The organism is Nostoc sp., assembly GCF_036916975.1.
GTDB lineage: Bacteria > Cyanobacteriota > Cyanobacteriia > Cyanobacteriales > Nostocaceae > Nostoc.
On record NZ_JBALFF010000029.1, the window covers coordinates 88091 to 102707 of the forward strand.

The following is a 14617-nucleotide window of genomic DNA, read 5'->3' on the forward strand; positions in this document are numbered from 1 at the left end:
ATCATTTGTGTTACAAGCATAAATTACCCACGCTGTCCTCTCGATCGGGTGCAGCGTGGGTTTTTAGTTATTACTGTCTTTCTTTAGGAACCTGAACCTTGAAAACTAAATAATCTAACAAAAATGGAGCGCCATTTGCAGTAGTAAAATGGATACAGCACTGCCAAATTAGAATACTTTAATTCAGTTTGGCTAAAGAGGACAAAAGGATGGTTACAACTCCTAAAAAAGTGATTTCAGTTTTACCTCTGGAAAATGGCGATCGCTTATCTCGCTACGAATTTGAGCGTCGCTATCAGGCAATGCCGCATTTAAGAAAAGCTGAACTGGTTGAAGGAGTTGTGTATATCATGGCATCGCCACTGAGAATTAAAAGTCATGGCGAGCCACATGCAGACTTGATCGGGTGGTTGTGGAACTATAAAACGGCAACGCCTGGGGTTGTTATGGGAATTGAACCCACAGTGCGTTTAGATCCAGATAATGAACCACAGCCTGACGCGGTACTATTCATTCCGGGTAGACAAGCATTGATTAGTGAGGATGATTATATCCAAGGCGCACCCGAACTGGTAATAGAAGTGGCAGCAAGCAGTGCAGCCATCGATTTACATGATAAAAAACGCACTTATCGCCGGAATGGAGTACAGGAGTATATTGTCTGGCGAACATTAGATAATCAGTTGGATTGGTTTACGCTGCAAGCAGACGAGTATGTTTCGCTACCAACCGATGAGCAGGGAATTATTCGCTCTCAGGTGTTTCCGGGGTTGTGGTTGTCAGTACTTGCCTTACTCTCAGGAGAAATGGTAACAGTGTTATCTGTGTTACAAGCCGGTTTAGCTGCCACAGAACATCAAGAATTTATGCAAAAGTTAAATGAGAATATCGGAAATAGGGAATAGATGTGTACTCAATACTGCGTAAGTTTTGAATATTTGTAGGTTGGGTTGAAGGTAGTGAAACCCAACACTGGTTTACAGAAAACTCTTTCTCTCTCTGCCCCTACGAGGCTTTCTTCGTTCTCATAGGAAGTTAAAAATATGAAAGCTAAAAAAGTTAAAATTAAGACTAGACCTGGGATTACTGATGAGCTTATTCATGATTATCTTACGCAGTTCGGTTTAATAGAAAATCATTATATTTGCGGTACACCTAAATTAAATAGTGGGATAATATATTGTTTATCTTATGACAAGAAAATTGTGACATTTTTAGTTTAAGACGATCAACTTAATGGAATATACATAAGGTATCTTGAAAAAATGGGAGTTCCTGTTTTTGAGGATTCTTTAGAATGTGATGATTATGGAAAAGCTCTCTTGGAAAAGGCTAACAAAAAGATGATAAGCTAAAATACATCTAATTTGCATATCAAAATTTTAAGTAAGTGGGTCAAATTAAATATAAAACCTCACCCTGCCTCCGGCTTCCCTCTCCTTAATAAGGAGAGGGATTGAGGGTGAGGTTTGACTCCGGCTTCCCTCTCCTTAATAAGGAGAGGGATTGAGGGTGAGGTTTTTTCTTATGTTTAACGATACAACCAAACCCTGAGTAGTGAAAGTAGTTGCTCTGTATCTACAGGTTTGGTGATGTAGTCAGAAGCCCCAGCTTCGATGCACTTTTCACGATCGCCTGGCATGGCTTTAGCAGTTAAAGCAATTATTGGTAATGAGCGAAACTGTTGTTGCTGGCGGATGGCGCGGGTGGTTTCGTAACCATCCATTTCCGGCATCATGATGTCCATCAAAACTAAATTAATCTCAGGATTAGTTTGCAGCTTCTCTATACCATCTCTGCCATTTTCGGCAAACAGCACTTGCATTTGATAGCTTTCTAAAAAGCTGGTGAGGGCAAAAATATTTCGGAGGTCATCATCCACAATCAAAATTGTCCGATTCGCCAGCACCGGATCGTTTTGGTGTAGTTGCTCTAACATTTGTCGCTTTGGTGGAGGCAAATTTGCTTGCACCCGATGCAAAAACAGGGCAGTTTCATCTAACAACCGCTCTGGCGATCGCACATTTTTTATGATAATTGTCTCTGCTAGTCCCCGCAATTGCGTTTCTTCTTGTCGGCTGAGTTCTTTGCCGGTGTAAACGATGATCGGCAGTTTTAAAAGCCTGGGTTCTTGCTTTATTTGCTCAATTAGTGTAAAGCCGGTCATATCCGGCAGACCGAGATCGAGTACCATACAATCAAAGTGATGCGATCGCAAAATCGACAGGGCTTCTGCCCCTGTACCCACTGCTGTACTCTGAACATCACTATTACCGATCAGTTCAATAATGCTTTGGGCTTGTACGGGATCATCTTCTACGATCAGGAGATTTTTTACCTGACGTTCAATAAACCCTTTAATCTCAGTTAAAACCTGAGTTAGCGCTTCTGGAGAAACGGGTTTTTGGAGATATGTAATCGCTCCTAGTTGTAATCCCCGTTGCTGTCTTTCATCAACAGAAAGTATATGCACTGCTATGTGTCTAGTATCTGGGTTATGTTTCAGACGATCTAGCACTGTCCACCCATCCATCTCTGGCATGTGGATATCTAGCATAATTGCATCGGGCTTAAACTGTTGCGCTAGTGCTAGACCTTGTTTGCTGTGTAAAGCAACAATAGTTTTAAAGCCCTGTTCGCGGGCCATATCTAGTAAGATGCGGGCAAATTTATCGTCATCTTCGATAATTAGCAAAATGCGATCGCCCGGTTGAATGATTTCCCGGTCATCTGGAATATCGTTGGGTAAGCTGGGAACGACTTTCGCTGATGGAGAGATGTCTTGAGTTGTAGGTCTATTTTCGACTAGAGGCACTTCTTTTATGGTCGATAGTGCGTTAAGGGAGGTGATTTGCCCAGAAGGTGATGGAGTGGGAGTATTTTTACCCTTCCCTTCATGTCGCCTGGGCAAGTAGAGGGTGAAGGTGCTTCCCTGTCCTGGTTGGCTGACTAGTTCAATTCTCCCGCCCAACAGTTGAGCCAGTTCGCGGCTAATGGACAACCCCAAGCCTGTTCCCCCGTACTTGCGGCTGGTTGTGCCGTCTGCCTGCTGGAATGCCTCGAAAATAATCTTTTGCTTCTCGACTGGAATGCCTATACCTGTGTCGCTAACTGCAAAAGCAATCATGGGATTATCAACTTCGGCTGTCTCAGAAGACATGCCAATTTGTAACTTCACCCCTCCTTGTTCGGTAAACTTAAAGGCGTTAGCTAAAAGATTTTTTAGCACTTGTTGCAGACGTTTGGAGTCGTTATAAATTGTCGGTGGTAACTTTTCATCTCGTTCAATAGTAAACCTGAGTTTTCTATTGTGGGCAACTTGCCGGAAAGTCTGCTCTAAAGATGTCTCCAAATCTGCAAAAGCAATTTGCTCAATATCGAGCGACATAGTACCCGACTCGATTTTTGCCAAATCTAGAATGTCATTGATCAATTCCAGCAAATCAGTGCCAGCCGAGTAGATAGTCCGACTGTACTCTACCTGTTTGTCGGTCAAGTTTTTCAGGGAGTTATCTGCTAGCAGCCTTGCTAAAATTAACAGGCTATTTAGCGGTGTCCGTAGCTCGTGGGACATATTCGCTAGAAATTCCGACTTGTATTTAGAAGACAACTCCAGTTGTTCAGCTTTTTCTTCTAAAGACTGCCTCGCTCGCTCAACTTCGCGGTTCTTGCGGGCAACTTCCTGATTTTGAACTTCTAACAATTCTGCCTTTTCTTCTAGCTCCTCATTTAGTTGCTGTAATTCTTCGTTAGACTGCTTGACAACAAATTGCGATTCTTCCAACTCCTGCGCCTGTTCTTCCAAGCGTTGATTGCTCTGCTGTAATTCTTCTTGCTGGTTTTGCAGTTCTTCTGTTAAAGCAACAGACTTTTCAAGTAGTTGCTGAGTTTGCAATTGTGAGGCGATGTTATTTAAAAATACACCCAGAATTTCACTTAATTGCTCTAAAAATGTCAGATGCAGATGGCTGAAAGGCCCAAACGATGCCAGTTCAATTACAGCATTCACCTCTGTCTCAAACAGGATAGGCAAGACAATAATATTTAACGGTGGGGCTTCTCCCAACCCGGAACTGATACGGATATAGTCACTAGGAACTTCTGTTAGCAGGATTCTTTGTTTTTCTAAGGCACATTGTCCCACCAATCCCTCACCCAAACGAAACTGATTTGCCAGATATTTACGCTCTTTATAAGCATAGCTACTCAACATTTTCAGTACAGGCTCGTCGTCTCTTGAGTCCATGAAATAAAAAACACCCTGCGATGCCCCAACTAGTGGTGCTAAGTTTGACAAAATCAGGCGAGACGCAGTTTCTAGATTTCGATGCCCTTGGAGCATCTGGGTAAATTCAGCTAAATTAGACTTTAGCCAGTTTTGCTCGTCATTTTTTTTATTTGTGTTTCGCAGATTAACGATCATCTGGTTGAAAGTGCGTGTCAAAACACCGATTTCATCGTGGCGATCGCTATCTGGTAAACTCACCAATAAATCCCCATCCGCCATTTTTTCTGCTAAATCAGAAACTTGCTTTAGCGGTGCTGAGATATGTCTGGTTAAGGCGAATCCAATCAAAGCTAAGATTAAAGAAAATAAGGGAATACTATATACAATGCTAGCGATCGTTTGCCGAGCAGCTGCTTGTGCCTTTTCAGAGCGCTGTTTCAGCAGTGTATTCTCCTCAGTTTTCATCGCCTGGATAACTTTGCTAATCTCAGTCATCAGCCGCTCGCCTTGGTTTGTTAAAACAACCTTCTGGGCAACTTGAAACCCAAAGTTTTGACGTAAGTCAATGGTTTGTTTAAGTTCAGCCAGCTTTTGGGTGATTAGTGGCTGTAAAATATCAAGCCGACTCTGTTGCTTGGGGTTATCTGCCGTTAATCTCTGAAGTTCATTGACTTTTTGATCTAGGACTTGAATGGCAGTATTATAAGGGTCTAAATAGCGCTGTTCTCCAGTAATAATGTAACCGCGTTGCCCAGTCTCAGCATTTGTCAATTGCAAATTGAGGTCTTCAAGCTGACTTAACACCTGGTAAGTATGGCTTTCTTTGGCCGAAGTTTCAATTAGCTCATTGGTGCTTTGATAGGAGATTAGACCAATAGTGGCCAGAGTTGCCAAACTTAGGGCAAAACTAATTCCAATTTTGGTTCCAATCTTCAAACTTTTCAACATTATTCCAGGCAGATATTCCAACAATTGATATTTTTTGCACTATATTGATTTGAAATTCTTGATTTTGCTCTATGATACTTGTACTTAATAATAGAGCAATATAAAAGTCCAAATTAAGCTCATTCAACCAGAATATCTATAATATATAGTGCCTTATCCAATTTTTTGGTGAGACCAAATCCTTTTAAATTCTTATATCTTTGTGTCCTACCCTTCTCCTTCGGAGACGCTACGCGAACGGGAAGCCACTTCGTGTCTATCGGTCTTTTGCGGTTCGTTTTTCTTTCTTGTACTTAAATATGGTTTAGCATAGTTTAGCGCATCATCCTACAGAATTGGTCAGAATTGGTATTATCCTGCTAAATATACAGTTTAGCCCTAATTTTACTTCTTTAAAATAGTATTTGGGTACAAACTTAAAGTCTTATACAACTTATTAAACGAATTCAATCGGGTATTCTAACCGACAAAACTGATGAATAATCGGCGTTTTTGCACGACCACAAAATTGTAAATTTGGTGGGCAACAATAAAGTCGCGGCTCTGAATCCCCCATTAATTATGACTTCTGAATTCTTCTTAAAATATATTTAAATGATTATGTAATTTACAGTAAAAACAAAATACTTTCCTAAAAATCATCGGTAATATGTACCATTCCTAGATGGTGTCAAATCTCTTACAATTAAGATTGATGTTTAAGTAACGCTCATCGGTGAAGCCTTATTAAGGATAATTAGGTATTAACCCAAGCCTATTGACTAAAAACCTGGCGATCGCTTCTAGTTGGATTAACTACAGATGGGCTATAGATACAAAATTTTTCAATTTTCTGATTCTCTAAAATTGCTCTCGCACCTGCCATGTAGATATCAGTACTATTTACGACTAATAAGTAATTGCCAAGGGTCACTTGATGATCATAATATCTAGCTATATCCTCAGGAATTCCTAAACTAGTATAGTTATCTTTGCAACTGCTAATATTTACCTCAGTAATACCATTCAGTCTGTTTGTATCCTTAGCAATCACCGAAACTTGAGCCATAGCAAAGCCAGCTATTTTTAGTTCAGTAAGTGCTTTTTCTGTATCTTGGCGTGTAGAAAAAACAGCAACTGCATTTTTATAACGACTATTTGGAGTCAAGTATGGCTCATAATTACTCCACTGTTGAATATCACGGCGATTAAAAATCCTTTTAGCAAGACGAATCTCTATATCTACGCCGGTTAATATCACCAAATAATAACCTTTGCAAATTAAATCGCTGTAACCCTGTGCTTGCTCTTTAGGAATTTCTAAACCTAGCAGCGCATGATGCAAATCACCTGCGGTTACATTGATCGCCCCACCTCTTAAAGTGGTAGCGATCGCTGTTGCTTTTGCGCCGGCTAAAATCACTCGTCCTATACCAGGAATTACCCATAGAACTAAACTGACTAATAAGCCGGTAATACCGCCTAAAGCACCACTTGTAAAAGCTTCAGCATCTTCTGAGGATGTATTATTGCCAGTGCGATCTTTAACTTCAACACTAGCAATATCGCTTTCTTCTTCTACATTCCCTGCAATTACTGAAACTTTGTGCATGGGAAAATTCGAAGCTTTTAATTCCTCAAGTACCAAATGTATATCGGAACACCTAGCGAAAACTCCTATAGTTGTTCGCTCTTTTTCTAATGTCATTTTATCGGTTTATTGCAGCTTAAAGCAATTCCCAAAAGGGTTAGCTGATATCAGGTAATTACACAGCCCGGCGAGTCACTAAACCCCAAAGGAAAATCAGTAGCATAGCGCCAAGAACAGCAAATAAAATGCTTCCAAGCGAGAAAGCTCCAGCAGATGCGGCAGCTGCCGAACCACTTCCCAGTAAAGCTTGGCCTAAATAACCCCCCACTACTGCTCCCAGTATTCCTAATACAATTGTGGAGACAATACCGCCACCTTGGGTTCCTGGATAAAATAACTTAGCTAACGCACCTGCAATTAAACCCAAAACCAGCCAAGCAATAATGTTACCCATTGAATTTCTCCTTCCTTGAGAATCTTATTTGTTTGCCTTCGACTATTTCATATTAAAGTTTCCAGCCAAAATTCCTGATCTATCTAGAGAACTAATATCAAAAATCTTTAGATATCATTTGAATATTCACTCCTTTGTCTTTGAGGATGAATATATAAATTTAGTAAATTTAGTATTTGACTCTAAGTTACGGTTATGCAAAAATTAGAGTTGGGAGCATCACTTTTGCAAATATTGTGATTCTACAAAAGCCGTACTAGTAGACCGGGCGCGTAATAAACATACCATTTCAAATGGCCTAAGAGTTTGGAATACAATTATTATGCGTAACTTCCCCTACGGGGTTGACTTCCGCCTTGGGGTACTAGTTGCTCACAGATCGGGAGTGAAGACTATAGAAAGAGCTAGTTGATAAAGTTGGCGACGGGGAAGGGAGGTAAATTTGGCTAACTGACGGCTAGCTTGCGATCGCGATATCCCCTGACTAATTAACTGCTTCAATTCGGCTTTCAATTCTTCTTCTGTCAGTTGGGGCTGACTGTCCGCAATTCCTGCCACTAGTAATGTATATTCACCTTGGGGCTCTCGTTGGTTATAGTGAGCGATCGCTTCGGCAATTGTCCCCCGCCAAAATTCTTCATACAATTTAGTTAACTCCCGCCCCAGCACAATTTGGCGATCGCTTCCCCAAACAAGAGCTAAGTCTTGTAAAGTATCTCGCAAACGGTGCGGCGATTCGTAGAAAATCAATGTGCGAGATTCTGTTTCCAGAGATTCTAAATATTCTTGTCTCTGTTGGCTTTTAGCTGGAAGAAAGCCTTCAAAGACAAACCGATCCGTTGGTAATCCAGATGCACTCAAAGCCGTAATTGCTGCACTAGCCCCAGGAATGGGAACTACTGCAATTCCCGCCTCAATGCAGGCTTTCACCAGTTCATATCCAGGATCAGAAATACCTGGCATTCCAGCATCACTCACCAGAGCGATCGCTTTATTATTAACTAAATGCTCTAATAATTCTGGGATACGGCTGGTACGATTGTGTTCGTGGTAACTCACCTGGGGAGTCTTAACTTGAAAATGCTGTAATAGTTTCCCTGTGTGACGGGTGTCTTCTGCTGCAATGATATCTACATTTTGTAAAATTCTTACGGCTCGAAAGGTTATATCTTCCAGATTGCCAATTGGTGTGCCGACAACGTAAAGTGTTCTTGGTTTTGGATCGGTTTGCATGAGTAAAAGTTAAGAGTTAGGAGTTAGGAGTTAGGAGTTAGGAGTTAGGAGTTAGGAGTTAGGAGTTAGGAGTTAGGAGTTAGGAGTTGGGAGTTGGGAGTTGGGAGTTGGGAGTTGGGAGTTGGGAGTTGGGAGTTGGGAGTTGGGAGTTGGGAGTTGGGAGTTAGGAGTTTGGAGTTAAAAATAATAATTTATGCACCTATACGAAAATATATGATAAATGAATAATCCAAAATCCAAAATCCAAAATCCAAAATCGGCTCGTGGGTTATTTGTAGGTTTAGTAACTTTAGATTTGATTTACCTTGCTAACTCTGCTCCTAAGAATAATCAGAAAATTGTTGCTACTGACTATAGTGTGGCAGCAGGGGGGCCAGCTACAAACGCAGCTGTGACTTTCAGCCATTTAGGAAATCACGCTACAGTCTTGGGTGTAGTGGGTTCTCACCCAATGACACAGCTAATTCGGGGGGATTTAGCAAATTACAAAGTTGCGATCGCAGACCTTGAGCCTACCACTGATTTAGCGCCGCCCGTCTCTTCAATCATTGTCACCCAAACCACGGGTGAACGAGCTGTAGTTTCTATCAATGCTGTCAAAACTCAAGCCAACAGCGCATCTATCCCGCCAGATATTTTGCAAAATGTCGATATAGTACTGATTGATGGACATCAAATGGCGGTTAGTTATTCTATAGCCCAAATGGCTAAAGCCAAGAATATCCCAGTCGTAATTGATGGTGGAAGTTGGAAGCCTGGATTTGAGCAAGTTTTGCCTTTTGTAAATTACGCCATCTGTTCGGCTAATTTTTATCCCCCTAACTGCCAGACTGGAAAAGACGTTTTTACCTATCTGAGCGGATTTGAAATTCCTCACATCGTTATTACCCACGGACAAAAACCAATTGAATACTTGAGTTGCAGTAAAACTGGTATCGTAGATGTACCGCAGATTCAAGCGGTTGATACATTAGGGGCTGGAGATATTTTCCACGGCGCTTTCTGTAATTACATTTTAAGACAAAGCTTTACTGATGCACTGGCTCTGGCAGCTAATATTGCTGCTGATTCCTGTAAATTTTTTGGCACTCGGCGCTGGATGGATTTAAGATAATTCGTAATTCGTAATTCGTAATTCGTAATTCGTAATTCGTAATTCGTAATTCGTAATTCGTTAAACTAAGTATCGCTGTGCCTCACGAATCAGGTTATACATATTTTTAGTTCAGGCCAAATTAATGAAAGACTTAAAAGAAATATTAGCGATCGCTCGTGAGGTAGGTTGGGGTGCAGCAGATATACTGCGCTCGTATTATCACGGGACTGCAAAAGACCCTGATTTAGAAGTACAATATAAACAAAATGAGCCTGTGACGGTTGCCGATGTAGCTGTGAGTCAATACATTTTGCAGAGACTACAAGCAACTTTGGGTAATGAAGATTTTGCTTATATCAGCGAAGAAACCTATCAATCTCCAAGTGGTGTAGCGCAGCCTTCTACCCCTTGGGTATGGATAATTGATCCTTTGGATGGCACACGAGACTTTATCGAAAAAACTGGAGACTATGCAGTTCACATTGCTTTAGTCAAGGAAACACGCCCAGTTTTGGCAGTGGTGGCAGTACCAGAGGTTAAAAAGTTATATTATGCTACTAAAGGCGGGGGTACATTTGTAGAAACTCGTGATGCTTCTGTTCCTATACAAGTGTCCTCAGGCAAACGAATTGAGGACTTAACCTTAGTCGTTAGTCGTTCTCACCGCAACCAACGCTTAGATTATTTACTACAAAATTTACCCTGTCAAAATCATAAATCTGTGGGTAGTGTAGGCTGTAAAATCGCCACCATTGTCGAGCAACAGGCAGATATCTACATTTCCCTTTCCGGCAAGTCTGCGCCCAAAGATTGGGATATGGCAGCACCAGAACTGATTTTAACAGAAGCAGGTGGTAAATTTACCCACTTTGACGGCACTCCGTTGCAGTATAACACCGGTGATATCAATCAATGGGGAGGTTTGCTGGCTAGTAATGGCGAATATCACGAGGTGCTATGTAAAGAAGCAGAAAGGATTTTAGCGCAGTTGGAGCATAGCTAAATGGGACATTTGAGGATGAATATTTTTTAATTTGCTTTGAAAAGAGTTAGCCATGTTATGATTAGCCTGACTACCCATAATAATCTTTACGCCTTAGTCCGCAGCTTAATTTTCAAAACACTAAATCTCAGGGCGATCGCTAGTTGATTGCGATTTCCTGTTAAAAGTGTAACTTTTATAATACAAGCAACAAAAGCTAGTCTTTGGAGAAGTCTACAAACCTACCTTTAAGGTTTGATTTGTGAATAAAATTCACAATAAGACGATATTCAAAGGCTGAATGTCGTGCTAGACTCATGGATATAAAGATTATTTTCGGTTGAGTAACTCGTTTTGATTTCTAAAAAGTGTCTCTCCGAATTTAACTCTCTACACTCCCTGAATTCGGAGATTTGTATGTCAATTTACGTCGGGAACCTGTCCTATCAGGTTACAGAAGATGACCTAAAGCAGGCTTTTGCAGAATACGGGACAGTAAGTCGTGTTCAACTACCCACAGATCGGGAAACAGGCCGGCCGCGTGGGTTCGCTTTTGTGGAAATGGAATCAGACACACAAGAACAAGCTGCTATTGATGCACTTGATGGTGCTGAGTGGATGGGACGTGATTTGAAAGTGAACAAAGCTAAACCTCGTGAGGAAAGAAGTAACTCCTCTCGTGGTAGCTGGGGTGGCGCTAATCCCCGCCGCAACAATAATCGCTACTAAGTCGATTCCTAAAAATTTCACATTTAGAGTCTCCAGCAGAGTGCAGCCTTTGGCTTGACTCTGCTGGAATATTTTATAACTATACCGTATGACTCTCGCTAGATAAAAATTAGAAACCTTTGTTGTAATTAGTTTTTATAAATCTAAGGGTAGGTTGCAATAAGCTAAAAAACATCTAAGTAGGTAGGCAATATAAAACCAAACTATGTAACGAAACTCTGTATTTGGCTCGTAGTTGCGCTTTAGCGCTAAAGCGCAACTACGAGCAAGTGATGATTATTTGCGCCCACTTACTTAATTTGCATAACCCTTATTAAATAGAAATCTTGTGGGGTGGGCAGGAAAGCCCGCCCAGTATATGCAAGTTTATTTGTGGAACAGCTTACAATACAATACAGTTCAGTTAAGCATTTTTTTCTTCTCTCAGTGTCCTCTGTGCCTAATAAGGTTCGTTAAAAAAGAAGCAAGTGGCGTTTGAGGAACGTAGACCCAAAGGGGCTTAAGGCAGGGTAACCCAACATATTGGGGTGTTTGTTGGGTTTGGCTTAAGCTGAACCCAACCTACGAATATTCAAAACCTACAAATATTTTATTTTTTCAGAGTAATAAAGAGCGATAGTTTGTTGAGTTCCATTTGCGGAACTTGCAGCAATATAAATGTATCTTCCTGTATATTCATAAAGTATTGTAAATATCGTTAGTCTGCAACCCTTGGCTCTGGATTTTCAAGAAAATGTTACGACTTTATCATTTATTATTAGGTCTTATTTTGCTGATGTTAATACCAGTGGCAGCAAAATTTATTTTTTCTCAATTTTCTGCACCCAAAGTGGTAGAATCCCCTGCCGTTGCGAAACTTAGTAACGCTAATGAGGGAAATATTTGGCAGAAAATTCTGGGAAATACTGCTGTTCCAACGAACTGGCAAGTCGCTCCTTGTAAGGGAAATGCGCCTTTATTGTGTGTCTGGTCCAAAGGAGAACTTTTGGGTACAGTTGAGATTAGCATTTACCCATTAGCAAACAACGAGGATTTCCAAAAGAAACTCGTAGCAGCCGGGATTCCACCTGGTTCTCAAGTGGACTACCAAAGTTCTAAATACCAAACCCAGGTATTAGCAGCACTCAAAGCTTGGGTTGCAGACCACTACGCGGCGTTTGCTAAAGATCGTCAGGGGGAATATGGAAAAGAGATTACTTTCTTAACCTACCCACCCGAACCAGTAACCGTTGGTAAGCTTCAGGGAATCCGCTATGGGTTCGCCGGACTCAAGCAAAAAGGTGGAGTACAAGAGCAACATATCGGTCATGTTGCCTTTGATGGCACTAAACTTTACGTAATTACCACTGCCTTTGACCCAGGTTCGCAAACAGGTAAGTTTGACAAACTAGAAAACTTAGCTATTTTTCAACCTTACTTATATGCGATCGCAGCAGATTTGCGTTTACCCTAATTGGTATGGGGCATTGGGAAGAGGTAGAGCGTCTCTTAGCAGGAAGCAGAGGAAGAAAGAGCTAATTTTTTATTCTCCCCCCTGCTCCCCACTCCCCACTCCCAATCAACCTAAATCTCAGCTACCGCCCGTTCAATCAAGCGACGTGCTAAAGTTTGCGTGCCAGTATGTTCATAGTAATTTGTTGCTACATCTAGGAACGCTGCGAGGTAGTCTAACTTGTCATCGGCAATATCGACAAAACTTTGCAAGTTGTGGACAACTTTTTGTGGCGTTAAATTATTTGCGTTGACTAACCCACTCATCCAACCTTTAACTGAGTCAAAACTTTCGCCGATAAAGTTGAGTTTACTACCAGCATTGTTGCCTGGAATCACATCTTTAATATTTTGGAAAGTCGAGTTTTGTTCTAACTCCTGTGGATTTGTCTGATTAAGCCCAGATATTGCTTTACTGATGAAGTCAGTCCCGAGAGGGATCAAACCATCAACGCAAACTAATGCCACCATGCGGATAAGCGACTCACCACTATACTCACCTAAAGAGGCGACAAAATCCCCAATACTATCTCCAGGAATGCCGTTAATTTGACAAAAGGCTACCAATTCAGCGACTAATTTTAATGTCAAATCAATCGTTTGGGCTTTATCAGGTTTGGGAGTGACAGAGTTTAAAAAACCGAATAATGGAATTTTCTCACCAACTTTGTTAGCTAAAGCTGCTGCACCAAGTGCTTTATCTGTACCATCAACGGTTTGATATAACCACAAGGCTGTTTGGTATCCTTGAGATTTGTCGTTGAATAGATAAACCGCTCTTTCACCAATTTGCTGAATTAAATCTTCGTCGTCTTCGCCAGTAACAGTCTTAATGGTGTTGACAAAGCCGATAGTATTTTGCCACTGGCCAGGAGCAACAAAATCGAGAGAATTCAACATAGAAATGGTCAAGCCACCGGTTGGCAATTGATCAACTAAATCAACAATCGATTTGCTCACAAAAATCTCCTTATTTAGGTTTTGTTATTTGAAAGTTCGTAGTACAAATCATTTCAGTTTAGCCAGACCATTAAGATTAAACTTCTTTAGCCAATCTTCGCGATCGCTAGCTGTAAATGACGGATCGCGGGAAAGTGCTTTTACTTGGTACTTACCTACCAAAATTGCAGTTTGCGTCTTACCAATTTCTACTGCGGGATAACCGCCAATTTTTTTGGTGCTTTTTGAGAACTTTGCTACTGTACTAGGTGTGCTTGTCGTATCAGAAATAGACAGCAAGGCTATATCTTTACCGCCTTTTTTCAACTTCGCTTCCGCAAAGCCTTTTTTCTCTTGGGTATAGACGCGCTGGTAGCCATCGCCTGCATCAGGGAAAAGTTTATTAAATTCGCTACCCTGAGTTGCACTCTTAGCAACCGCTTGACCGCTTTTTTGTTGAGTGCTTTCTTTTTGCGCCTGGTCAAAACGTCCAGGTGCTTTTGGAGTACAGGCTGTTGTCAGTAGTAAAACTGACAGCAACAAAGCAGCTACTACCCTACGCCCACGGTGTAAAATCATTCCTGGCTTCTCCTTATACTTGAGCTTTGAGGCAATTATCTGCGCTGCTAGCAATTATTACCCGTAAAATTTACTTTTTGATAATATATTGACTAATTTCTGAACTATAGCGGTCTAATTTTGATGCAACACCCATCATTTTGCACTTTAAAAAAATGTACCAATTAACCCAATGCAAAAACGCCCCCCCTTTCGGGAGAGCGTCTTTTACTTATAGATAATCGTGAAGATTGTATCTTAGATTATGATTAACCGTTGATAGCAGGAGCGGTAAGAGCTACAGGAGCAACATCTAAAGCTGCCAAATCTAAGGGGAAGTTGTGAGCGTTACGCTCGTGCATTACTTCCATACCCAAGTTAGCGCGGTT

Annotated in this window: 12 protein-coding genes and 1 pseudogene; 6 read left to right on the forward strand and 7 right to left on the reverse strand. The window is 41.2% G+C overall.

Features of this window, described 5'->3' with window-relative positions; genetic code table 11:
* Positions 1-209: 209 nt before the first annotated feature.
* Together V7K73_RS05210 and V7K73_RS05215 are read left to right on the forward strand one after the other, a co-directional pair.
* Positions 210-905 (forward strand): Uma2 family endonuclease, encoded by a 696-nt coding sequence (locus tag V7K73_RS05210; protein WP_334877748.1) that lies wholly within the window; start codon positions 210-212, stop codon positions 903-905.
* Positions 906-1043: 138 nt separating this feature from the next.
* Complete coding sequence (locus V7K73_RS05215) at positions 1044-1223, forward strand: hypothetical protein (protein WP_334877750.1); 180 nt, start codon at positions 1044-1046, stop codon at positions 1221-1223.
* A 308-nt stretch (positions 1224-1531) separates the two neighbouring features.
* On the opposite strand, the gene V7K73_RS05220 is transcribed toward V7K73_RS05215, so the two are convergent.
* The 4 genes from V7K73_RS05220 to rsmI form a co-directional block, all read right to left on the reverse strand.
* On the reverse strand, positions 1532-5176 hold the full coding sequence (locus tag V7K73_RS05220; RefSeq protein ID WP_334877752.1) for a response regulator: 3645 nt from the start codon (positions 5174-5176) through the stop codon (positions 1532-1534).
* Positions 5177-5930: 754 nt separating this feature from the next.
* Complete coding sequence (locus V7K73_RS05225) at positions 5931-6767, reverse strand: hypothetical protein (RefSeq protein ID WP_334877754.1); 837 nt, start codon at positions 6765-6767, stop codon at positions 5931-5933.
* Positions 6768-6921: 154 nt separating this feature from the next.
* The gene (locus V7K73_RS05230; RefSeq protein ID WP_334877756.1) at positions 6922-7200 is read right to left on the reverse strand and encodes a GlsB/YeaQ/YmgE family stress response membrane protein; all 279 of its coding nucleotides are present in this window, start codon (positions 7198-7200) and stop codon (positions 6922-6924) included.
* 372 nt (positions 7201-7572) lie between these two features.
* Complete coding sequence (gene rsmI / locus V7K73_RS05235) at positions 7573-8433, reverse strand: 16S rRNA (cytidine(1402)-2'-O)-methyltransferase (protein WP_334877758.1); 861 nt, start codon at positions 8431-8433, stop codon at positions 7573-7575.
* A gap of 220 nt (positions 8434-8653) precedes the next feature.
* Here rsmI and V7K73_RS05240 point away from each other — a divergent pair, with 220 nt between their 5' ends.
* From V7K73_RS05240 to V7K73_RS05255, 4 genes are all read left to right on the forward strand, one after another.
* Positions 8654-9547 carry a sugar kinase gene (locus tag V7K73_RS05240; protein ID WP_334877760.1) on the forward strand — a complete coding sequence of 298 codons (894 nt, stop codon included), beginning with the start codon at positions 8654-8656 and terminating at the stop codon, positions 9545-9547.
* Between the two features lie 124 nt (positions 9548-9671).
* Complete coding sequence (locus V7K73_RS05245; protein ID WP_334877762.1) at positions 9672-10532, forward strand: 3'(2'),5'-bisphosphate nucleotidase CysQ family protein; 861 nt, start codon at positions 9672-9674, stop codon at positions 10530-10532.
* 396 nt (positions 10533-10928) lie between these two features.
* Entirely contained in the window at positions 10929-11240 is a 312-nt protein-coding gene (locus V7K73_RS05250) for an RNA recognition motif domain-containing protein (protein WP_334877764.1), read from the forward strand.
* 733 nt (positions 11241-11973) lie between these two features.
* Entirely contained in the window at positions 11974-12693 is a 720-nt protein-coding gene (locus V7K73_RS05255; protein WP_334877766.1) for a hypothetical protein, read from the forward strand.
* Positions 12694-12803: 110 nt separating this feature from the next.
* Here V7K73_RS05255 and V7K73_RS05260 read toward each other — a convergent pair whose 3' ends face one another.
* The 3 genes and pseudogenes from V7K73_RS05260 to V7K73_RS05270 all read right to left on the reverse strand — a co-directional run.
* The gene (locus tag V7K73_RS05260; RefSeq protein WP_334877768.1) at positions 12804-13691 is read right to left on the reverse strand and encodes a hypothetical protein; all 888 of its coding nucleotides are present in this window, start codon (positions 13689-13691) and stop codon (positions 12804-12806) included.
* Between the two features lie 48 nt (positions 13692-13739).
* The gene (locus V7K73_RS05265) at positions 13740-14249 is read right to left on the reverse strand and encodes a hypothetical protein (RefSeq protein ID WP_334877770.1); all 510 of its coding nucleotides are present in this window, start codon (positions 14247-14249) and stop codon (positions 13740-13742) included.
* 248 nt (positions 14250-14497) lie between these two features.
* Positions 14498-14617 (reverse strand): annotated as a pseudogene (locus tag V7K73_RS05270) (photosystem II q(b) protein); the annotation flags it as partial.